This is a genomic window from Pantoea sp. Lij88 (assembly GCF_030062155.1).
Lineage (GTDB): Bacteria > Pseudomonadota > Gammaproteobacteria > Enterobacterales > Enterobacteriaceae > Pantoea.
In genome coordinates, this window is sequence record NZ_CP118269.1 from 3565899 (window position 1) to 3587721 (window position 21823).

Sequence of the window (21823 nt, forward strand, 5' to 3'; positions counted from 1 at the left end):
GGGCTTAACTTCACTTAATAATAATAAGGCTGACATAGTAGAGGAAAGCGGCTGACTCTTAAATACGCAAAAGCCCCTGTCGAAAACAGGGGCTTAGCATAACAACCGGAAATCAGGCGCTTTTATCCGCAGAAACAATAATCTGTTGCAGATTGTAAAGCGTAATCAGCGAGTGCAGTTTGTCGCTGATGCCGGTAAAGCGTGGGGTAGTACCCTGTGCCCGTGCGATTTCCCGCAGGTGAACCAGCAGGGCGAGACCGGACGAGTCAACACGCTCCAGCGCCGCGACGTCGATGGTATCGACATCTTTAATCAGCGTCTCACGTTGCTGCCAGAGGCTCATCAGCGTGTCGCGATCCAGTTCGCCTTTCAGTAACAGCGTGCTGGCTTCCCGCTCCCAGCGTAACGATTCGTGCATTATTGTTGTTTATCCAGCGTGATCGGCTGTGCCGCAGAAGACTTCAGTTGTGCTGTCAGACCATCGATACCTTTGGTACGCAACAGATCGCTCCACTCATTTTGTTTGGTGGTGATCATGCTGACGCCTTCAGCGATCATGTCATAAGCCTGCCAGTTACCGGTCTGGCTGTTTTTACGCCACTGGAAGTCGAGACGAACCGGTGGGCGACCATTTGGGTCGATGATGGTGACACGAATGGCGACAATCTGGGCATCGCCCAACGGCTGCTCAGGCTGAATCTGGTAGCTCTGACCATTATAGAGTGCCAGTGCCTGACCATAAGCCTGCGCCAGATAGTCACCAAAGGCGCTGAAGTAGGCTTCACGCTGCGCGGGCGTTGAATCACGATAGTAGCGGCCCAGCACTAACGCGCCGGCATATTTGATCTGCACGTACGGCAGCAGCTCCTGACGGACGATTTCACGCAGGTAGTTTGGATCCTGCTTGATTTTCGGCTGCTCATTTTTAAGACGGGTGAACGTCTTTTGCGCCGCTTCGTTCATCAGTTTGTAGGGATTGCTCTGATCCGCTGCGGTCGCCGTCAGCGGTACTGCAACCACCAGCATGGCAATCATCAGTAAACGTTTAAACATGTTATACCCTCTTCTTTAAGGTTGAGCCGGTGCCGCAGGCGCAGCACTGTCGCCTTCCTGCGCATCCTTGTTGTCACTTTTTTGTTTGTTATCGCCGCTCTTATAAAGGAACTGGCCGATCAGATCTTCAAGCACCATGGCTGACTTGGTGTCGCGCAGCGTATCGCCATCTTTCAGCATCGCCGAACCGAGTTCAGGATCGTCAAAGCCTAAGTTCAGCGCCAGGAATTGCTCACCGAGCAGACCCTGAGTCCGGACCGCCAGCGAGCTGGTGTCAGAGATTTTATTCGCATACTGATCGCTGATCTCCATGGTGACACGCGGCAGCAGCGTTTTCGGCTCAAGCGCGATTTCTGTTACCCGGCCAATTACCACACCGCCAATTTTGACCGGCGAACTGGCTTTCAGGCCGCCGATATTGTCAAACGTGGCGTAGAGTTTCCACGTCGGCTCCGTGCCCATCGACTTTAGATCGGCGACGCGCAGACAGAGAAACAATGCGGCGATCAACGCCATAATCATAAAAATGCCAACCCAGATTTCGCTTTTTTTGCTTTGCATTGCATCAATTCCCAAACATCAGTGCTGTCAGCACAAAATCCAACCCGAGCACCGCCAGTGAAGCATGTACTACGGTACGCGTTGTCGCGCGACTGATCCCTTCAGAAGTGGGAATCGCGTCATAGCCATTAAAGAGGGCAATCCAGGTGACCGTCACGGCAAAGACGGCGCTTTTAATGATGCAGTTAACAACGTCGGTCCGGAAATCGACCGCGTTCTGCATAGCTGACCAGAAGAAGCCGGGATCGATCCCCTTCCAGCTCACGCCGACCAGTGCACCGCCAGCGATACCGACCGCAGTGAAGATCATTGTCAGCAGCGGCATGCTGATAAAACCGGCCCAGAAACGCGGCGAAACAACACGGCGCAACGGATCCACTGCCATCATCTCCATACTGGAGAGCTGTTCAGTGGCTTTCATCAGGCCGATTTCAGCCGTCAGTGCCGATCCGGCCCGTCCGGCAAACAACAGCGCGGTTACAACCGGCCCCAGTTCACGCAGCAGCGACAGCGCCACCAGCATTCCCAGACTGGTTTCGGCACCATAGGTGTTCAGCACCAGGTAGCCCTGCAGTCCGAGTACCATGCCGATAAACAGACCTGAAACCACAATGATCAGTAACGACAGTACGCCAACACTATAAAGCTGTTTGATCAGTAGCGGCGAGTGTCTGCGGAACGCGGGTTTTCCTACCAGCGCGTGAAACAGCATTAATCCTGCGCGTCCAAAACTGGCGCACGTTTCAATTCCCTGACGACCGAATGACGCCAGCGCCTTCAAGACCATCTGTTTAGTTACTCCCTGAGCCGGTTAAATCAGCGAGATAGTCGCCGGCAGGAAAACGGAATGGAACCGGACCATCCGCATGGCCATCAATAAACTGGCGCACGCGCGGGTCATTATTCTCTCGCAGTTCCGGCGTGGTGCCGTGTGCGATAATTTTTTGTCCGGCCACGATATAGGCATAGTCCGCAATACTCAGTACTTCCGGTACGTCGTGCGAGACCACAATACAGGTCAGGCCCAGAGCATGGTTAAGTTCATCGATCAATTTTACCAGCACGCCCATGGTAATGGGATCCTGTCCGACAAAGGGTTCGTCGAACATGATTAGCTCCGGCTCAAGCGCAATCGCGCGTGCCAGGGCCACACGACGTGCCATACCGCCCGACAGCTCAGCGGGTTTCAGCTGGGCTGCACCGCGCAGGCCTACCGCTTCCAGCTTCATTAATACGGTGCTGTGCAGAATCGGTGCAGGCAGACGGGTGTGTTCACGCAGCGGCCAGGCGACGTTTTCATAGACCGTTAAGTCAGTAAACAGGGCGCCAGACTGGAACAACATGCTCATTTTCTTACGCGCTTCGTACAATTTAGCGCGCGACAATGACGGTATGTTTTCGCCACGGAAAAAGATTTCACCGCTGGTTGGCTGAAGTTGTCCCCCAATCAAGCGTAGCAGAGTGGTTTTTCCTATCCCCGACGGCCCCATTATCGCCGTCACTTTGCCTTTCGGCACGGTCAGCGAAATGTCGTCGAAGATGGTGCGATCTCCGCGCGAAAAACTCACGCCACGAACCTCAACCAGATTCGTATGCTGCTGGATCATTATTACCTCTTGTAAGGATCGGGCGTAAACATGGGGTACGATGGTAGCCTGTTCGGTCCTGATTCACGATAGCTTTACAGAAACTTACCGCTAAGATTTGGCGAAAATGGTCATTAAATTTACTTTTGCCGTTCAGACGGTCAAAATCAGCGCCTGTCTCGCCAAACAGAACCTTAAACCGGTCGGGAAAGGCATTGCCGGCCTGGGTTTTTACGCAAGGATTTTTCATGTTCGTAGCTTCTGCACTGCTGATTATCGGTTTGCTTTTACTGGCATATGGTGCCGATCGTCTGGTGTTTAGCGCCTCTATATTGTGCCGATCATTTGGCATCCCGCCACTGATCATTGGCATGACCGTTGTCAGCATCGGCACCTCGCTGCCAGAGATGATTCTCTCCTTTTCTGCGGCACAGCATGGCCAGATGGATCTTGCTGTGGGCACCGCGCTCGGCTCGAATATAACCAACATTTTACTGATCCTGGGTGCCGCTGCGCTTATGCACCCACTCAGCGTCCATTCTAATCTGATACGCCGTGAACTGCCGTTGATGTTGCTGGTTACCCTGCTCAGCGGATTCATGCTGTTTGACAATCAGCTTAGTCGACTGGATGGAATTGGCCTGATCGCCATTGCTGCTATTTATCTGATGGTGGTGATTCGCATTGCGCGCAAAGCCGAACAGGACAATAACGACACCCTGACCCGCGAGCAGCTGGCCGAGCTGCCACGCGAAGAGAGCGGCAATACGGTGGCCTTTCTCTGGCTGGCCGTCGCGCTGATTATCCTGCCGATGTCGACACGAATGGTGATCGACAATGCCACCGCCTTTGCCGACTACTTTGGTGTCAGCGAACTGGTGATGGGTCTGACGCTGATCGCCGTGGGCACCAGCCTGCCCGAGCTGGCAACGGTCATTGCCGGCGCGCTGAAAGGTGAAGATGATATCGCGATCGGCAATCTGATCGGCGCCAACATTTATAATATTGCCATCGTGCTGGGCCTGCCGGCGCTGATTCATCCCGGCAGCGTCGACTATCACGCTTTCGCCCGCGATTACTGGGTGATGCTGGGTGTCAGCGTGCTGTTTGCCCTGCTCTGCCTGCTCCGTCGCCGACGTGTTGGCCGAACGGCAGGCTTATTTTTACTCTGTGGTTTCTTCGTCTGGGTGACGCTGCTGTGGATGCAGCCGGCATTCATGGACGGCTAACAAGGACAGACTCACTATGTCATATCAGCAACCAACAGCATTTGATTTTCAGCAGGCGGGAAAAACCGTTCTGCGCATCGAGCGTGAAGGACTTGAACAGCTCGATCAATATATCAACGACGATTTCGCCCGCGCCTGCGCCCTGATCTTTGCCTGCCAGGGGAAAGTGGTGGTGATGGGCATGGGCAAGTCAGGCCATATCGGCAAAAAAATGGCGGCGACCTTTGCCAGTACCGGCACGCCCGCCTTTTTTGTGCATCCGGCTGAAGCCAGCCACGGCGATCTGGGTATGGTGAGCAAAAATGATGTGGTCATCGCCATCTCCAACAGCGGCGAGTCGAACGAAATCCTCGCGCTGATTCCGGTATTGAAACGTCAGCATATTGCGCTGATCTGCATCACCGGGCGGCCTGACAGTGCGATGGGCCGGGTTGCCGATGTGCATCTGTGTGTCCATGTTCCGCAGGAAGCCTGCCCGCTGGGTCTGGCACCGACCACCAGCACCACGGCCACGCTGGTGATGGGCGACGCACTGGCGGTTTCGCTGCTGGAAGCGCGCGGATTTACGGCGGAAGATTTTGCCCTCTCCCACCCCGGCGGTGCGCTGGGCCGTAAACTGCTGCTGCATGTAGCTGATATCATGCACAGCGGCGATGAACTGCCGCACGTCACGCGTGACGCCTCACTGCGGGATGCGCTGCTGGAGATTACCCGCAAAAATCTGGGGCTGACGGTCATCGTCGACGGTCTGATGAAAATTGAAGGTATCTTTACGGATGGTGACCTGCGCCGCATCTTTGATATGGGCATCGATTTCCAGCGCGCCACCATCGGAGAAGTGATGACGCCAGGTGGCATCCGCGTCCGGCCAAACATGCTGGCGGTTGAAGCTCTTAACCTGATGCAGACTAAAAACATTACCTCGATTCTGGTGGCCGATGACGACCATCTGCTCGGTGTGGTACATATGCATGACATGCTGCGCGCTGGCGTAGTCTGAACAGGAAGAGAAAATGCAACAGGCAACTCCCCCGATTGATACCTGCTATGGCCCGGTCAATGCTGACGTTATGGCGCGCGCCAGCAGGATTCGTCTGCTGATCTGCGACGTTGATGGCGTGATGTCCGACGGCGTCATCTACATGGGGAATAATGGCGAAGAGCTTAAGGCATTCAACGTGCGGGACGGTTACGGTGTGCGCTGCCTGCTGACCTCCGATGTGGAAGTGGCTATTATTACCGGCCGCAATGCCCGTCTGATGGAAGATCGCTGCAAAACGCTCGGCATCCGTCATCTTTATCAGGGACAATCCGATAAGCTTTTGGCCTATCGTGAACTTCTGGATAAACTGTCTCTTTCCGACGACCAGGTGGCCTACATTGGTGACGACCTGATCGACTGGCCGGTTATGGCGAAAGTGGGATTAAGTGTGGCAGTGGCGGATGCACATCCTATCCTGCTGCCACGCGCGCATTATGTTACGCGGATCGCCGGTGGACGCGGCGCGGTTCGCGAAGTATGTGACCTGATCTTAATGGCGCAGAACAAATTTGAGGATGCCAAAGGGCAATCAGTATGAGTAAAAGCAGGCGTTGGATAACGCTGATTCTGACCTTGATTGCACTGGTTTTGATCGGCTGGAATCTTACTAATCAGGATGAGGATGGCACGCCAGTCGATACGGGCAGTCAGGCGCCGACCTATACCAGTGCGGATTCACACACTGTGGTTTATAACCCGCAGGGCGCGCTGTCCTATAAACTGGTCTCTGACAAAGTGACCTATTTCTCGGATGAGGAGCTGAGCTGGTTCGAAAATCCGGTGATGACGACTTATGATGAGAACAAAATCCCTACCTGGACGTTACGCGCAGATAAAGCAAAGCTCACCAAAGATCGTATGCTTTATCTGTATGGCCATGTTGAGCTGAATACGCTGACGCAGGATTCTCAGCTTGAGCGTATCAAAACGGATAACGCGCAGATCAATCTTGTCACTCAGGACGTTACCTCTGATGACCAGGTGACATTGTATGGCCGCAGTTTTAACTCCACCGGCATGAAAATGCGCGGCAATTTACGGACAAAAAACGCCGAGTTAATCGAGAAGGTCAAAACCTCATATGAAATTCAAAATGAACAAAAATAGCCTGAAGCTTTTACTGGCCAGCATGTTGCTGGCAACCAGCGTTCCGGCGCTTGCCCTGACCGGTGACTCGGATAAGCCCGTCAATATTGACTCGCAGAATCAGGCGCTGGATTTGCAGGGCAATGTCGCGACCTTTACCGGCAATGTCATCGTGACGCAGGGTTCAATCAAAATCACGGCGGATAAAGTCGTGGTGACCCGTCCGGGCGGCGACAGCAAGAAAACTATCGTTGATGCCTACGGTAATCCTGCCACCTTCTATCAGATGCAGGACAGCGGCAAGCCGGTTCAGGGCCACGCCTCAAAACTGCACTACGAACTGGCTAACGATTTCGTTGAACTGACCGGCAATGCTTTCATTGAGCAGCAGGACAGCAACATCAAAGGCGATCGTATTACCTACCTGGTAAAAGAGCAGAAAATGCAGGCTTACAGCCAGGGCCAGAACAAGCGCGTTACCACCGTACTGGTGCCGTCGCAACTTCAGGATAAAGGTTCGTCCAACAGCGGAAAGAAGAGTAACTGATAGCTATGGCCACATTAATCGCAGAAAACCTGGCGAAGGCATATAAAGGCCGTCGCGTGGTAGAAGATGTCAGTCTGCAGGTAAAGTCCGGCGAGATTGTCGGCCTGCTCGGCCCGAACGGTGCCGGTAAGACCACCACCTTTTATATGGTGGTGGGCATTGTCCCGCGTGACGCTGGCCGCATTATTATTGATGACGAAGATATCAGTATCCTGCCGCTGCATGCGCGTGCGCGTCGTGGCATTGGTTATCTTCCCCAGGAGGCGTCGATTTTCCGTCGCCTCAGCGTCTACGATAACCTGATGGCAGTACTGCAGATTCGTGATGATCTGACCGAAGAACAACGGCAGGATCGCGCCCGTGAACTGATGGAAGAGTTCCACATCGAACATCTGCGCGACAGCATGGGTCAGGCACTTTCCGGTGGTGAGCGACGTCGTGTTGAGATCGCACGCGCGCTGGCCGCTAACCCTAAGTTTATCCTGCTGGATGAGCCCTTCGCCGGTGTCGATCCGATTTCCGTTATCGACATCAAGAAAATCATTGAGCATCTGCGGGACAGCGGCCTCGGCGTGCTGATTACCGACCACAACGTGCGCGAAACGCTGGCGGTGTGTGAGCGGGCTTATATCGTCAGCCAGGGCCACCTGATTGCGCATGGCACACCCAATGAAATTCTTGCGGATGAGCAGGTTAAGCGGGTTTATTTGGGTGAAGAGTTCAGACTCTGATAAGGTGTCGTTAATACCGATGTTTACCTGGGAACTACCATCCTGTCTATGAAGCAAGGTTTACAACTCAGGTTCAGCCAACAGCTGGCAATGACTCCACAATTGCAGCAGGCGATTCGTCTGTTGCAACTTTCTACGCTTGAACTCCAGCAGGAGTTACAGCTTGCTCTCGAAAGCAACCCGCTGCTTGAGCAGACTGACCTGCATGAAGAGATCGACTCCCGGGAATCATCGGAGTCTGAGGCGCTGGATACACGCGAAGCGCTTGAGCAGAAAGAGATGCCCGATGAACTGCCGCTGGATGCCACCTGGGATGAGATCTACACAGCAGGCACGCCTTCCGGCACCGGCACCGATTATCAGGATGATGAGTTACCGGTTTATCAGGGCGAGACCACGCAGTCACTTCAGGACTATCTGATGTGGCAGGTCGGACTGACGCCTTTCAGTGACACCGACCGCGCCATTGCCACCTCTATCGTCGATGCTATTGATGACACCGGATATCTCACCGTTTCGCTAGAGGAGATCCTCGACAGTATCGGCAACGATGAGCTTGAAGCGGATGAAGTTGAAGCGGTACTGAAACGCATCCAGCGCTTTGATCCTATTGGTGTTGGTGCGCGCGATCTGCGTGACTGTCTGCTGGTTCAGCTGTCGCAATATGCCCCCGAAACGCCGATGCTGGCAGAAGCACGCCTGATCGTCAGCGAACATCTCGACCTGCTGGCGAATCACGATTTCCGCAGTCTGATGCGGGTGACGCGCCTCAAAGAAGAGGTGCTGAAAGAGGCGATGCTGCTGATTCAGTCGCTGGACCCGCGTCCGGGTCAGTCGATCAACACCAGCGAGCCGGAATATGTCATTCCCGATGTGCTGGTGCGTAAGGTCGGCACCCGCTGGACGGTGGAACTCAATGCCGACAGCGTTCCGCGTCTCAAAATCAATCAGCACTATGCGGCAATGGGTGGCGCCACGCGCAACGACAGCGACAGCCAGTTCATTCGCAGTAACCTGCAGGAAGCCCGCTGGCTGATTAAGAGTCTGGAAAGCCGCAATGATACGCTGCTGAAAGTGACGCGCTGCATTGTTGAACAGCAGCAGGCGTTTTTCGAGCAGGGTGAAGAATTTATGCGTCCGATGGTGCTGGCGGACATCGCCCAGGCCGTTGAGATGCACGAATCAACCATTTCCCGTGTAACCACGCAGAAGTATCTGCACAGCCCGCGTGGCATTTTTGAACTGAAGTACTTTTTCTCCAGTCACGTTAATACTGAAGGTGGCGGCGAAGCCTCCTCGACAGCGATTCGTGCCCTGGTGAAGAAATTAATTTCGGCGGAAAATCCAGCCAAACCCTTGAGCGACAGTAAACTGACCTCCATGTTATCTGATCAGGGGATTATGGTGGCACGGCGTACCGTCGCCAAATATCGTGAGTCTTTATCCATCCCGCCATCGAACCAGCGTAAACAACTGGTTTGAAAGAAATGAGAAGGAAGACCTATGCAGCTGAACCTGACCGGACAACACGTTGAAATCACTGCACCTCTGCGTGAATTCGTTAACGGTAAATTTGCCAAACTGGAACACTATTTTGAACATATCAATCAGGTCTATATTGTCCTGAAGGTTGAGAAAGTCACTCAGGTGGCGGACGCAACCCTACACGTGAATGGTGGCGAGCTGCACGCCACATCCGAAGCGGAAGATATGTATGCGGCAATTGATGGGCTGATCGACAAGCTCGCCCGTCAGCTGACCAAACACAAAGATAAACTGAAAAAACACTAACCTTCACGCTAGCGACGCGCGCCTGCCGCGCAGAGCCGACAGGATGGGGCGGATAATCCGCCCCGTTTTGTCATCTGAGTAAGCGCCGATTGTCTCAGGCGTTAAGACGCGCTGGCGGTGAATGGCCTGGTGAACACGCAAGTGAAACGATAATGAACAACGATCTCACACTGGAATTGAGCACAGTGCTTTCGCCAGACTGCACCCGCAGCGGCGTACACTGCCAGAGCAAAAAACGTGCGCTGGAAATTATCAGCGAACTGGCCGCTAAGCAGCTCAACCTGCCGCACCAGACGCTTTTCGAAGCGATCCTGACCCGCGAACGCATGGGCAGTACCGGTATCGGTAACGGGATAGCGATTCCTCACGGCAAGCTGGAAGAGGATACGCTGCGCGCGGTTGGGGTGTTTATCAGCCTCGAACAGCCGATTGCGTTTGATGCCGTCGACAACCAGCCGGTCGATCTGTTGTTTGCTTTACTGGTCCCGGCTGACCAGTGCAAAACACACCTGCATACCCTGTCTCTGGTGGCGAAGCGTCTGGCAGATAAAACGGTCTGCCGTCGTCTGCGTGCTGCGCAGAGTGATGAAGAGCTCTACGCCATTATTACGGAAGTCCAGACAGAGCAGTAACGCGTCTTTACCGGCCGGGTGCCGGTTTTAAAACGGGAGAGAAGGTCATGGTGCTGATGATCGTTAGCGGTCGTTCAGGCTCGGGGAAGTCAGTGGCGCTCCGCGCGCTGGAAGATATGGGGTTCTACTGCGTTGATAACCTGCCGGTCGTGCTGCTGCCTGAGTTAGCTAACTCACTGGCTGAGCGCAATATTTCGGCAGCGGTCAGTATCGACGTGCGTAACATGCCTGAATCCCCTGAAATTTTTGAAACCGCACTGAATAATCTGCCTGACACATTTTCACCTCAGTTGCTGTTCCTCGACGCCGATCGCAACACCCTGATTCGTCGTTACAGCGATACGCGCCGTCTGCATCCCCTCTCCAGCAAAAACCTGTCGCTGGAGAGCGCCATCGATGAAGAGAGCGATCTGCTGGAGCCGCTGCGTTCACGTGCCGATCTGATTATCGATACCTCAGAGATGTCGGTGCATGAGCTGGCAGAGATGCTGCGTACCCGTCTGCTCGGCAAGCGTGAACGCGAGCTGACCATGGTGTTTGAATCCTTTGGCTTCAAACATGGCATCCCGATTGACGCCGATTATGTGTTTGACGTGCGCTTTCTGCCCAACCCTCACTGGGATCCGAAACTACGCCCGATGACCGGCCTCGATCGTCCTGTGGCGGCCTTCCTTGATCGTCACACTGAAGTGCATAACTTTATCTACCAGACGCGCAGCTATCTTGAACTCTGGCTGCCAATGCTGGAAACCAATAACCGTAGCTATCTTACCGTGGCGATTGGCTGTACCGGCGGCAAACACCGCTCAGTTTATATCGCAGAACAGCTGGCGGATTACTTCCGTTCGCGCGGTAAGAATGTACAGTCACGCCATCGCACGCTGGAAAAGCGCAAATCATGACCGTCCGACAAACTGTAGAAATCAAAAATAAGCTGGGCATGCATGCCCGCCCGGCAATGAAGTTATTTGAGCTGGTACAGAGCTTTGATGCCGAAGTGTTGCTGCGCAATGAAGCGGGCACAGAAGCCGAAGCCAGCAGCGTGATTGCGCTGCTGATGCTCGACTCGGCCAAAGGCGGGCATATCGAGATTGAAGCCAGCGGCCCGGAGGAAGTTCCGGCGCTGGCTGCGGTCATTGAGCTATTTGAAGCGGGCTTCGATGAAGATTAAGGCTTAGTCGAGCTTATTACGCTGCAGGAAGCCCTCGCCGCCCAGCTGGCGCATCTGACGCAATATCCACTGCTGCCGCTCCCTGACATAGCCTGAGGGCGCAGCAGCACGATAACGAATCGGATTGGGCAGAACTGCCGCCAGCAAAGCGGCGTCTGCGGCGGTCAGCCGGCTGGCAGGCTTATGGAAGTAGCGCTGTGAAGCTGCCTCAACGCCAAAGATGCCGGGTCCGAACTCTGCAATGTTCAGATAAACGGTCAGAATGCGTCGCTTCGTCCACACCGTCTCAATCCCTACCGTCAGACCCGCCTCCAGACCTTTACGCACCCAGCTGCGACCATCCCATAGGAACAGATTCTTCGCAGTCTGCTGTGACAGCGTGGACGCCCCGCGCATCCGGTTGTCGCTTTTATCCAGTACGGACTCGATCGCCGCCACATCAAAGCCCCAGTGAGTGGGAAACTTTTGATCTTCTGAGGCGATAACGGCCAGTCCCATCCAGGGCGAAATCTCGTCATGGCCAACCCAGTCTGAATGAGCAACATAACTAAAATCACCGCGTAACCAGGCACCGATCTGTCGCTCAGTCATCACCGCTGAGAACGGCACCGGTAAGAATGAAAAGAGTAAAATTCCCGCCAGCCATACTCCCAGCCACACCAACAGGACGCGACCCGCAATCCGTCTGATACGCTGTCCGACGCTTCCTTTATGCTTGTTCATGCAATCTTCCCATACCTGTTGCAGATGTTAATCAATCACTCATGTAATCACTGCCATTAACGCAGTCTTTTTACGATTATCGCTGAAAACGAGACGGCCGTTTCCAGACTTTATTCAATCATTTTGCATCAAAATGCTGCAACAGTTCGAAATAGTTCAAGGACTTCCGAAAAAAAGGAATCGGTTCCATTGATCGGCCTTGCTTAGCATCTTTCCAGATAAACAGTTAATAATGAGTAATAAGCGCTTTAATAAATCATTCACCATTCTTAACTGTTATTTTTTTCTTAATCCTGCGCTGTCCAAAGCTTAATCAGAATTATCGTTATAACGTATAAATAAACAGCGCTTAACGGACAGACTTGCAGCTGATATGGCCCTGTTTCCTTCCAGCAGGAATCCTCATGTCCGGATGACAGAAGGACAAACTTTTAGATTCTTTTTAATCATTCCAAATCGTTTTGGATAATTCGTGTCATTTCAGGCCGCGCGCTTGCAATATCAGCGTTTTAGCCTCGCTGAGGAGGTAAATGTTAACGCCAGCTCACTTTACTGCTGCCGAGCCACCGCTTCGCTGCCTGGCAGCCTTAAAACTACACGAAAAAGTGCAAATCTGATTAAAATAACAGCAATACAGCACAGAAATTGATTCCTTACTTGACTGTGTTGCCAAATTAATGTTTTCTGTATTTAAACGCTGCTCAATATCACAAATTTTAATGAATCTTGTCGCATGAGAAGATGAATTTGCTAAGGTGATAACAGTGTTAACCAATACCCTGCGGCTGCATTAATTATTCATATCATAGCGGCCGTAATGATTTCCCTGGTGTTGGCGCAGTATTCGCGCACCCCGGCCTCGGCTGGGGTCATTTTTTTCCGGGGTATCACTTATCCTGCTCTGACACCCAGTCGCGTAATACCTGCACATCATGTCGCCACTCATGTTTCAGCTCATCAATCCATTCAACGACATTGTCCCACCATGCCGGTAACTCCGGACTCTGAATCTGTTTTGCCAGCATCTGCAAACGCTGCAGCCCGACCGAACCCGCCGCGCCTTTGATTTTGTGTCCCTCTTCAGCAATGCCTTTCTGATCGCGCGCCATCAGATTCGACTCCAGCACCGCAAGATAGTCCGGCATCATCTTTTCAAACATGGTCAGGCTCTGAGTAATCAGACCGGGACCCACCAGTTCGATATACTGTTCCAGCATGGCGACATCCAGCAGCATCCGGGTTTTGTCATCACTGACCTCAGCCGTCTCCTCTTCCGAATCTGCCTGATAATCCCAGTACTTTTTGATCATTGCGGTCAGTGCCGGCACCGCCAGCGGTTTGCTCAGAACATCATCCATGCCCGCGTCGAAGTACTCTTTTTTGTCTTTGAGCACATTCGCGGTGAGCGCCACCAGTGGGGGCAGATGCGTGCCCTGATACTGCTGGCGAATCGCCCGTGAGACATCCAGGCCGGTCATATCAGGCAGCTGGATATCCAGCAGCACCAGATCAAACTCCAGCGGATCGAACATCGCCAGCGCCTCACTGCCGGTCATGGCAACCTCGACGCTGCAGCCCAGCTTCTCCAGTACCGAGCGCGCCACAATCACGTTAAGCTCAATATCTTCCACCAGCAGCACGTGCAGCGCAGGCAGAGGCAGGCTATCGTCCACGCCTTCATCTTCCACCTCTTCAGCAATGCGCGGCGCTTTAATCTCTACGGTAAAGCATGAACCCTGTCCTGGTGCGCTGTGAACGCGGATATCACCGCCCATCGCCTGCGCCAGACGGCGTGATACCGCCAGCCCGATGCCGGTACCGGTCGCCGGTTTGCCGCCATGCTGGTCTTTGACCTGATAGTACATCGCAAAGATTTTGTCCTGCTCGTCCTGGCGGATACCCATACCGGAGTCCTGTACCTCAAAGCGCAGCGTCTCATCCTGCTCATACGTCACCCGCACCACGATTTCGCCCTGCTGGGTGAACTTCACGGCGTTACCAATCAGGTTCCACAGAATCTGACGCAGACGCGTCCCGTCAGTGAAAATCATATGCGGCAGCGGCAGTTGCGGTGCGAGCACAAACTTCAGCCCTTTTGGCTGAGCCAGCAGGCCGGAAAGATTTTCTAAATCGGCAAGGAAGCCGGTGAAGTCCAGCGGCTGATTATCCAGCTGCACTTTGCGACGCTCGATTTTGTCCACCTCAATCACATCATTGAAGATGTTGCCCAGCGTGATGGCGGAGACGTGGATAGTTTTCAGGTATTTCAGCTGTTCCTGATTGAGATCGGTATCCAGCAGAATACGGCTCAGGCCGACAATGCCATTAAGCGGCGTACGAAGCTCGTGGCTGATCGTAGAGATAAAAGTGGTCTTCTCCCGGCTGGCGTTCTCTAACGCGTCCTGATAGCGCTTACGCTCCGTTATATCGCGGCCAAAGCCCATCAGCCCGCTGCGCTTACCGACGCGGTCGTAATAAGGGACTTTACGAATCTCAAAACAGGCTTTGCGCCCATCGGGATATTGCAGCCACTGTTCATAGGTCAGGGAGACGTTATGGCGGAACACCTTCTCATCCGTTTCCAGCACCTTAGTCGCCGCTTCATCATCATAGATATCGCGCGGGGTCAGGCCAATCAGCTGCTTTTCGCTTTTGCCGGTCAGCAGTTCCATCGCGCGGTTGCAGCCGGAGAACTGCTTATCGATGTTGCGATAGAAAACCAGGTCAGGCGAAGCATCCAGGAATGAACGCAGAAAAGAGGATTGCTGCTCCAGCTCAATCTGAGCCTGCTCACGACGCGTTACCTCTTCACGCAGCTTATCCATCACCTGTTCGCGAGCCAGCTCCGCTTTTTTACGGTCGCTGATCTCATGGTTCAGTTGCGTAATGGTCTCTTTCATCTGCCGGTTGAGCTCCAGATCGCGGGTGCGCATCTCTTCCAGCTTATCCACCAGCCGTGCCAGCCGTTGGCGGGACTCCTCCAGCTGATCGACCACCACCGACAGAAAATAGACGGCCCAGGGCGTGATCAGCAGCCCAAAGAAGACCGAACGCACCACGTCAATGCTCTCGACATGGCCCCGCAGTACCATCGTGACCGCCATCTGGACAATCATCGCCAGCACGACCAGCGCAGACGCCAGCAGCAGCGAGAACCTCACCAGCCCAAGCTTGACCATTAAATCAACGTAGTACTGCGCCAACAGACGAATTTGTTTCATAACAACTCCCTGGAAGAGAAACAGCCTCATAATAGCGCAGTTACCCCGCTGACGTCGCAGCACGTCGCAGGGAGATGCGGGTTCAAACGCCCTTTTATGGTGCATCCGCAGAGCCGATCGGCGACGTTAAGGACAAAGCGGTTAAAACCCTTGACTGACTGTGCCAAATGAATAATCTGTAAGGCCGCCAGCGAATCACCGATTTCTCTGTACGGCCTTTTTTCAATATCCTGGCAACGTCCTGTTGCGCAGGCACACCCTTTTATATGCATACCCATTCATCTTTAGTGATGTTTTAAGCACGCGCATGCTGATTAATTTTTCTTATAACCAACCGCTGTTTCATTCAAATAGTCGGACATAAGAAAAACAGATACATGCTATGCATCAACGGTGCTGAACAGCATTTAATGCTGTGTAACACCCCGTCACCAGCATGGTGCAGAGATCTGACACCTGCACTACAGTGAGTCAGTTCACATTTATCGGCCGATCGCCAGGCACCAGAGTGATACATTTTAAACCTTAAAATCCATTAAATTCAGAATGTTAAGCAGATAAAACAGCTGATTACCCCGTCTGACCACCCTATTTGACCTGATTACGCTTTCCCGATAAGTTGGAAATCCGCTGAAAGCTTTCCAGACGGGCCATTGTCTCGGCATATCTATGCAACAAGAAGACTCCCGCGCGGTTTAAGTCATCTCCTTTAAGAGACCGGAAATCAGAGAGCAGCTCAATTAAGGACGTTTTACCGATGTCTGGAGAGAAATGCTCAGGGCTATGACGCGCGCTCGACAGAGCATGGCGATGAAAATGATAGCGCCCCAGTGCGCCCAGACCCTGAATCAGTGCAGGTAATGTCAAAGCAGTTTAAGGAGACCCTCAATGTCCACTAAAAAACCTCAATCCTATGGCTTGTATGATCCGACAGCAGGCAGTGACAGCTGTGGTGTAGGTTTCATTACGCGTAAGGACGGCGAGCAGACCCACGAGATTCTGCAGATGGCGCACAGCGCCCTGTGTACGGTGCCTCACCGCGGCGGTATGTCAGCGGAAGGCGTCGGCGATGGCGCGGGGGTCAACGTTGATCTTTCGCTGCACTTCTTCCGCAAAATTACCGGCCAGCCGCTGGAAGCGGGCCGCTTTGGCGTCGGCAACTTCTTTGTGCCGAAAGATGCCGGACTGCGCGCGAATGCCGAACGTCTGGTCGATGAGGCCCTCAGCAGCTTTGGCCTGCCGGTGATCATGAAACGTGATATGCCGCTCGACAGCAGCGTGACGCGCCCGGCGGCGATTCAGTTCCAGTTACCGATTCTGCAGTGGATTTTCACTGCGCCACAGGATGTGGTCGATCAGAACGACTTCGAACAGCGCATCTACCGCGCCCTGTTAACCATTGAAGCGCGCGCCTTCACCGAAAGTGAATTTGGCGGTCTCTATCCGCTGTCGCTGTCGTCGCGCACGCAGGTTTTTAAAGCCCGTCTGAACTCCAATGAAGTGATCCCTTACTTCAAAGATCTGACCGACCCCGATCATCAGGTGCGCGGGCTGTTCTTCCATACCCGCTTCTCCACCAACACCGATCCGCATACCACCATGGCGCAGCCGTTCCGCCTGATGGCGCATAACGGTGAGCTGAACACGGACCGTAAAAACCGCATCGCCGAGTCCGCGCTGGCGCTGGCCCGCGGCAAAAAAATCGTGCGGCCTAAAGGCCAGTCAGACAGCTCGCGTCTGGATCAGAGCATCCACAGCCGTCTGATGGAAGATAATCTCGACCTGATCACCGCCGTCGTCTCAATGATGCCGCCTGCCTGGGAAAACGACAGTTCGCTGCCGGCAGAAGTGCGTGACATGCTGGAATATTTCTCTCTGTATGAAGAGAAGAACGACGGCCCGGCGGCATTAATCTTCGGCAACGGTGAAGTGATTGGTGCCCGTCTTGATCGCCTTGGCCTGCGTCCACTGCGCTCAGTCGAAACGGCTGAATATATCGGTGCGATGTCAGAAGCCGGCCAGATTGCCTTCCCACCGGAAAGCGTATTACGTCGTGGCCGTATCGAAGCGGGCGGCATGCTCTATTTCGATCATCGTGAAAAACGCAGCTACACCACGTTACAGGCGCTGGAAAAACTGGCTGCAGAGAAAGATTATTCGGCGCTGCTGCGTGAAGCGCGTGTCGGTCTTGACGATCTGCCGGAGATCCCGGCAGAACAACAGGGTTCACCGCTGCGTTATCGCGGCGATCTGAAAACCTATCAGCGCTTTGTGGCCTACTACTACAACCAGGAAAGCTTCAAGTTCATGATGGACCCGATGCTGAACACCGGCGCAGAGAAGATCTCTGCGATGGGTTACGGCAACGCCATCAATGGCTTATCCGATCATGAAGGCGGCATGGCGCACTATTTCTCTCAGCGCTTTGCTCAGGTGACCAACCCGCCGCTGGACTCTATCCGTGAAGTGGATGGCATGACGCTGCGTGTCGCCCTGGGCGCAAAACCCCATCTGGGCCGCAGCAAAGGCCGTCAGATTGTGGTGCCAACACCGATCCTCAGCCACCTTGATATGCTGCGGTTACGCGAGCAGACCATCGCGCCTTATGCCCGCTTTGAGATGCTCTATGAGCCGGTGATCGGCAAAGATCTGCTGAGCACCACCGCGAACGCCAATGCGCTGGAAAAAGCGATTGATGACCTGGCGCAACAGGTCGTGGATTTTGCCCGTACTCAGGGCGGCATCGCTGTGCTTACCGATCGCCACATCTCTTCTAAGCACGCGGCGATCCCGATGCTGCTGGTGGTTTCCGCCATCAACCAGCGTCTGGTGCAGGAAGGCCTGCGTCTGGATGTGTCTCTGGTCGTAGAAAGCGGCCAGAGCATCTCCTCGCACCATATTGCCGCCACACTCGGCTTTGGGGCTTCCGCTATCTATCCACTGGGCGTACAGATGCGCGCAGAAGAGAAATTTGGCGAAGGTGAAGAAGGCAACAAAGCCTTTAAGCGTTATGCCAAAGCGGCTGAAAAAGCGCTGATGAAAACCATGGGCAAAGTGGGTCTCTGTACCGTTGAGAGCTACAGCAGCGGCGAATTCTTCGAGCCGAACTTCCTTAACACCGATGATCCGGTGCTGAAAAAGTATTTCCCGAATATCAGAACGCCGGTTGGCGGTGCAGGCTTCGCCGCTATCGCGCAGATGGCCGTTGACTGGCACCAGAGCGCACTGAAGATTCAGGGCGAGTCTGAAGTGCCACTGCTGGGCCTGTTCAAAGAGCGTGCAGAAGGCGCGGGTCACTCCTACGGCACCATCGCCGTGCGGACCTTCATCGACATGACCGAAGAGCCGATTCGCTTTGCTGACAAGGCACGCGAAGAGGACAACTTTATCCGCCTGATGACGCTGGCAAAACTGGACAACGCGTTTGGCATCAAGCCAGAGACGTTTAAAGACAGCAGCTTCGAGCGTATCCCGGATGATGTGATCAACAACTTTGCGATTACGGCCGACTACCGTCAGTTCTCCAGCCTGATGTATGAAGAGCGTAAACGTCGTCCGGCAGCCCTGCGCGACATTCTGACGTTCCCGGCTGACCTGACCCACATCGACAGCGAAGCGGAGTTCCGCCGTAAGCTGGGACGCTACTCACTGACCAACAACGGCTTTGCCATTCGTGGTATGGAGTGCGAAGCGGTGGATGGCAGCCTGAATCACTTTATGCTGCGTCTGACCGATGCGATTGAGGGGCTGAAGCCAGAGAGCGAGCGCCTGCAGAACCTGTCCCGCGCGCTGAAATTCCGCTTCGGTGACGATATCGAGAGCAGCGACGTGGTCGAAGGCGGCCTGAAAGTGACGGCTTACGGTAAAGCGGCAGATTATCTGTCACGTATCTTCACCACCCTGCCCTCACTGCCGCTGAGCGAAGTGCAGCCAGCCTGTGAAATTACCCGTACCTTCGCCTCCGGGGCGATGAGCCACGGCGCGCTGGTCGCGCCTGCGCATGAAGCGGTCGCACACGGCACCAATATGGTCGGCGGCATGAGTAACTGTGGTGAAGGCGGCGAGCATTACTCCCGTCACGGCACCATCCGTGCTTCCCGCATCAAACAGCTGGCTTCGGGTCGTTTCGGCGTCTGGGCTGCCTATCTGGCAGACCCGATGCTGGAAGAGCTGGAGATCAAAATTGGTCAGGGAGCGAAGCCTGGCGAGGGCGGCCAGTTACCGGCAGCCAAAGTTACCGTTGAGATTGCTGCGGCCCGTGGCGGTACGCCTGGCGTTGAACTGGTCTCTCCGCCACCGCATCACGACACCTATTCCATCGAGGATCTGGCACAGCTGATCCACGACTGTAAAGCCGCGCGGGTGCGCGTTATCGTCAAACTGGTCTCGTCTGAAGGGATCGGCACCATCGCAGTTGGCGTAGCTAAAGCTGGTGCAGACGTGATTAACGTGGCGGGTAACACCGGCGGGACAGGCGCTGCGTCTGTGACCAGCCTGAAATATACCGGACGCGTGGCCGAAATCGGTATCGCTGAAGTCCACCAGGCGCTGTGCGCCAACGGCCTGCGCGAGAAAGTGCTGCTGCGCTGCTCTGGCGCACAGCAGACCGGCAGCGACGTGGTGAAATCGGCCCTGCTGGGCGGTGACAGCTTCGAGTTCGGCACTACCGCACTGATGATGCTGAAATGCGTAATGGCGAAGAACTGCAACGTGAAGTGCCCGGCTGGCTTAACCACCAACGCCGAGGCCTTTGATGGCGATCCGCGTCAGCTGGCGCAGTATTTCCTCAACGTGGCGCATGAAGTGCGTGAGATTCTGGCACGTATGGGCCTGCGTTCCCTGCGTGAGGCGCGCGGTCGCTCCGACCTGCTGCACCTGATGGATCATCCGCTGGAAGTGGGCAAACTCGACTTACGCGCCATGCTCACCGTGGTGCCGGAACTGAAAATCGACAAGCCGGTGTATCTGGAAAAAGATTTTGAGCTGGATGATGGCTGGATTGAGCAGCTGAAGCTGTCGCTGGTGACACAGGGAAATCCTGACGTCGCCCTGGGCAACAGCATCGTCCTGAACAACCGCAACAAAAGCGTCGGTGGTCAGCTGGCTATCGATATTGAGCGCATGCTGAACCATCAGCTGAGCCCTGAGCAGTTGAAAGCGATGCCTGCCGTCATGACCGACGATCGCGGCCGCCGCTATCTGGCACCTGAGAGCGTAAAAATTTCCACTACCGGTTCTGCCGGTCAGTCATTTGGCGCATTCTGCAACGATGGCATGCAGCTGACCCATTACGGCACCTGTAACGACGGTGTCGGCAAAGGACAGTGTGGCGGCGAGCTGATTGTGATGTCGCCTGGCGGCGGCGCGCAGGATGCCGATGGCAACGTGCTGATTGGTAACTTTGCGCTGTTCGGCGCGACCGGCGGACGTCTGTTCGTGCAGGGCCAGGCCGGTGACCGCTTCGCGGTGCGTAACTCAGGCGCAACGGCCGTGGTCGAAGGCGTCGGTGATTTCTGCTGCGAATATATGACCAACGGCGCCATCCTTAACCTGGGCACCTTTGGTAAAGGATTTGGCAACGGCATGAGCGGCGGCTTTGCCTACCAGTACGACCCGTATGGATCGCTGGCCAGCCACGCTGCCGGTGATTCCGTGCGGTTCGGTTCAATTGCCGATCAGGATGAGATGGCGCAGGTGCACAAGCAGGCCGTGCTGACCATGCTGAACTGGCATCTCGAAGCGACCAAATCGCCACGTGCCGCCTGGCTGCTGGAGAACTGGGAAACGGAGTGTCACCACTTTGTTTACGTGATGCCGCGTTCGCTGCTGCTGTATCAGGATGGCGGCGAGATTCTGAAAGCCAAGAGCCGCAAAGATCTGCTCGAAGAGCTGTCAACGGCGCTGGCAGGCCATCAGGTTGCCAAGTTTAAAGCCGCGTGGCGTCAGGGTAAAACGATCGCCAACGGTGCCGTACCGGCCTATGGTGCGACCGATACGCAGGAGATGTTTGTCCTGCTGAACAACTACACCGTGCTGAGCTTCGCCCAGCAACTGGCACTGGCTAAATTGCCGAAAGGCACGCCAGTTGAAGATGCGGCGGTAGAAAAAGCGGTGCGTAATCTGCTGATGACAGAAGACTTTTCGCTGGTCAGCAAGCTGCAACGTCATGCCCGTTCCGCCATCGAGAGTTACAGCGATGATGAACTGGCGAGTCTGATTGGCACTAAACGCATGTCAGATTACAAAGCGGCGCTGACGCAGCGTAACATCCGCTCCATGGACAGCCTGGCAACCTACGGCTGGATCATGTATCAGGATGCCTGTAACCGGGAAGTGCTGGGCCACCTGCCTGACTTTGAAGAGCTGTTTGCACGTGCGGCATTGCCGGAAATCGCCGCTGCGGTGGGTAAACTCTCCTGACAGTGATACTGATCAGGCTGAACTGAATAT

20 protein-coding genes are annotated in these 21823 nt (G+C 54.5%); 12 read left to right on the forward strand and 8 right to left on the reverse strand.

Annotated elements, in window-relative coordinates; translation table 11 throughout:
- Nucleotides 1-112: 112 nt before the first annotated feature.
- From mlaB to PU624_RS20580, 6 genes are read right to left on the reverse strand one after another with little or no spacing between them, the layout of a single operon-like run.
- Entirely contained in the window at nucleotides 113-418 is a 306-nt protein-coding gene (mlaB, locus tag PU624_RS20555; RefSeq protein ID WP_283546432.1) for a lipid asymmetry maintenance protein MlaB, read from the reverse strand.
- Nucleotides 418-1053, reverse strand: coding sequence for a phospholipid-binding protein MlaC (mlaC, locus tag PU624_RS20560; RefSeq protein WP_283546433.1), 636 nt, complete (start codon nucleotides 1051-1053; stop codon nucleotides 418-420). Before mlaC ends, mlaB begins: the two co-directional genes overlap by 1 nt.
- A 15-nt stretch (nucleotides 1054-1068) precedes the next feature.
- Complete coding sequence (mlaD, locus tag PU624_RS20565; protein WP_283546434.1) at nucleotides 1069-1614, reverse strand: outer membrane lipid asymmetry maintenance protein MlaD; 546 nt, start codon at nucleotides 1612-1614, stop codon at nucleotides 1069-1071.
- 4 nt (nucleotides 1615-1618) lie between these two features.
- On the reverse strand, nucleotides 1619-2401 hold the full coding sequence (gene mlaE / locus PU624_RS20570) for a lipid asymmetry maintenance ABC transporter permease subunit MlaE (protein WP_090963895.1): 783 nt from the start codon (nucleotides 2399-2401) through the stop codon (nucleotides 1619-1621).
- Nucleotides 2402-2405: 4 nt separating this feature from the next.
- The gene (gene mlaF, locus PU624_RS20575; protein WP_090963892.1) at nucleotides 2406-3221 is read right to left on the reverse strand and encodes a phospholipid ABC transporter ATP-binding protein MlaF; all 816 of its coding nucleotides are present in this window, start codon (nucleotides 3219-3221) and stop codon (nucleotides 2406-2408) included.
- Nucleotides 3193-3450, reverse strand: a complete 258-nt coding sequence (locus tag PU624_RS20580) for a hypothetical protein (protein WP_283546435.1) — start codon at nucleotides 3448-3450, stop codon at nucleotides 3193-3195. The genes mlaF and PU624_RS20580 overlap by 29 nt, the downstream gene beginning before the upstream one ends.
- On the opposite strand from PU624_RS20580, the gene PU624_RS20585 reads away from it, so the two are divergent.
- From PU624_RS20585 to npr, 11 genes are all read left to right on the forward strand, one after another.
- Nucleotides 3449-4429, forward strand: coding sequence for a calcium/sodium antiporter (locus tag PU624_RS20585; RefSeq protein WP_090963890.1), 981 nt, complete (start codon nucleotides 3449-3451; stop codon nucleotides 4427-4429). The genes PU624_RS20580 and PU624_RS20585 overlap by 2 nt on opposite strands.
- Nucleotides 4430-4445: 16 nt before the next feature.
- Entirely contained in the window at nucleotides 4446-5429 is a 984-nt protein-coding gene (kdsD, locus tag PU624_RS20590) for an arabinose-5-phosphate isomerase KdsD (protein WP_283546436.1), read from the forward strand.
- A 13-nt stretch (nucleotides 5430-5442) separates the two neighbouring features.
- On the forward strand, nucleotides 5443-6009 hold the full coding sequence (kdsC, locus tag PU624_RS20595; protein WP_283546437.1) for a 3-deoxy-manno-octulosonate-8-phosphatase KdsC: 567 nt from the start codon (nucleotides 5443-5445) through the stop codon (nucleotides 6007-6009).
- The gene (lptC, locus tag PU624_RS20600; RefSeq protein WP_283546438.1) at nucleotides 6006-6578 is read left to right on the forward strand and encodes an LPS export ABC transporter periplasmic protein LptC; all 573 of its coding nucleotides are present in this window, start codon (nucleotides 6006-6008) and stop codon (nucleotides 6576-6578) included. The genes kdsC and lptC overlap by 4 nt, the downstream gene beginning before the upstream one ends.
- Nucleotides 6553-7104: a lipopolysaccharide ABC transporter substrate-binding protein LptA gene (lptA, locus tag PU624_RS20605; protein ID WP_033762313.1), complete on the forward strand. Its 552-nt coding sequence runs from the start codon at nucleotides 6553-6555 to the stop codon at nucleotides 7102-7104. Before lptC ends, lptA begins: the two co-directional genes overlap by 26 nt.
- Nucleotides 7105-7109: 5 nt before the next feature.
- Nucleotides 7110-7835 (forward strand): LPS export ABC transporter ATP-binding protein, encoded by a 726-nt coding sequence (gene lptB / locus PU624_RS20610; RefSeq protein ID WP_003851107.1) that lies wholly within the window; start codon nucleotides 7110-7112, stop codon nucleotides 7833-7835.
- Between the two features lie 48 nt (nucleotides 7836-7883).
- Complete coding sequence (rpoN, locus tag PU624_RS20615) at nucleotides 7884-9317, forward strand: RNA polymerase factor sigma-54 (RefSeq protein WP_283546439.1); 1434 nt, start codon at nucleotides 7884-7886, stop codon at nucleotides 9315-9317.
- A 21-nt stretch (nucleotides 9318-9338) separates the two neighbouring features.
- Nucleotides 9339-9626: a ribosome hibernation promoting factor gene (gene hpf / locus PU624_RS20620; protein WP_090963879.1), complete on the forward strand. Its 288-nt coding sequence runs from the start codon at nucleotides 9339-9341 to the stop codon at nucleotides 9624-9626.
- 152 nt (nucleotides 9627-9778) lie between these two features.
- The gene (gene ptsN / locus PU624_RS20625) at nucleotides 9779-10258 is read left to right on the forward strand and encodes a PTS IIA-like nitrogen regulatory protein PtsN (protein WP_013359876.1); all 480 of its coding nucleotides are present in this window, start codon (nucleotides 9779-9781) and stop codon (nucleotides 10256-10258) included.
- Nucleotides 10259-10305: 47 nt separating this feature from the next.
- Entirely contained in the window at nucleotides 10306-11160 is an 855-nt protein-coding gene (gene rapZ / locus PU624_RS20630; protein WP_010251920.1) for an RNase adapter RapZ, read from the forward strand.
- Nucleotides 11157-11429 carry a PTS phosphocarrier protein NPr gene (gene npr, locus PU624_RS20635; RefSeq protein WP_003851116.1) on the forward strand — a complete coding sequence of 91 codons (273 nt, stop codon included), beginning with the start codon at nucleotides 11157-11159 and terminating at the stop codon, nucleotides 11427-11429. Before rapZ ends, npr begins: the two co-directional genes overlap by 4 nt.
- Before the next feature lie 3 nt (nucleotides 11430-11432).
- Here npr and mtgA read toward each other — a convergent pair whose 3' ends face one another.
- Both mtgA and arcB read right to left on the reverse strand, forming a co-directional pair.
- Entirely contained in the window at nucleotides 11433-12152 is a 720-nt protein-coding gene (mtgA, locus tag PU624_RS20640) for a monofunctional biosynthetic peptidoglycan transglycosylase (RefSeq protein WP_283546440.1), read from the reverse strand.
- A gap of 887 nt (nucleotides 12153-13039) precedes the next feature.
- Nucleotides 13040-15373 (reverse strand): aerobic respiration two-component sensor histidine kinase ArcB, encoded by a 2334-nt coding sequence (arcB, locus tag PU624_RS20645; protein WP_283546441.1) that lies wholly within the window; start codon nucleotides 15371-15373, stop codon nucleotides 13040-13042.
- A gap of 888 nt (nucleotides 15374-16261) precedes the next feature.
- Here arcB and PU624_RS20650 point away from each other — a divergent pair.
- A complete protein-coding gene (locus PU624_RS20650; protein ID WP_283546442.1) occupies nucleotides 16262-21793 on the forward strand; it encodes a glutamate synthase-related protein in 5532 nt (1843 codons plus the stop codon).
- Nucleotides 21794-21823 lie beyond the last annotated feature (30 nt).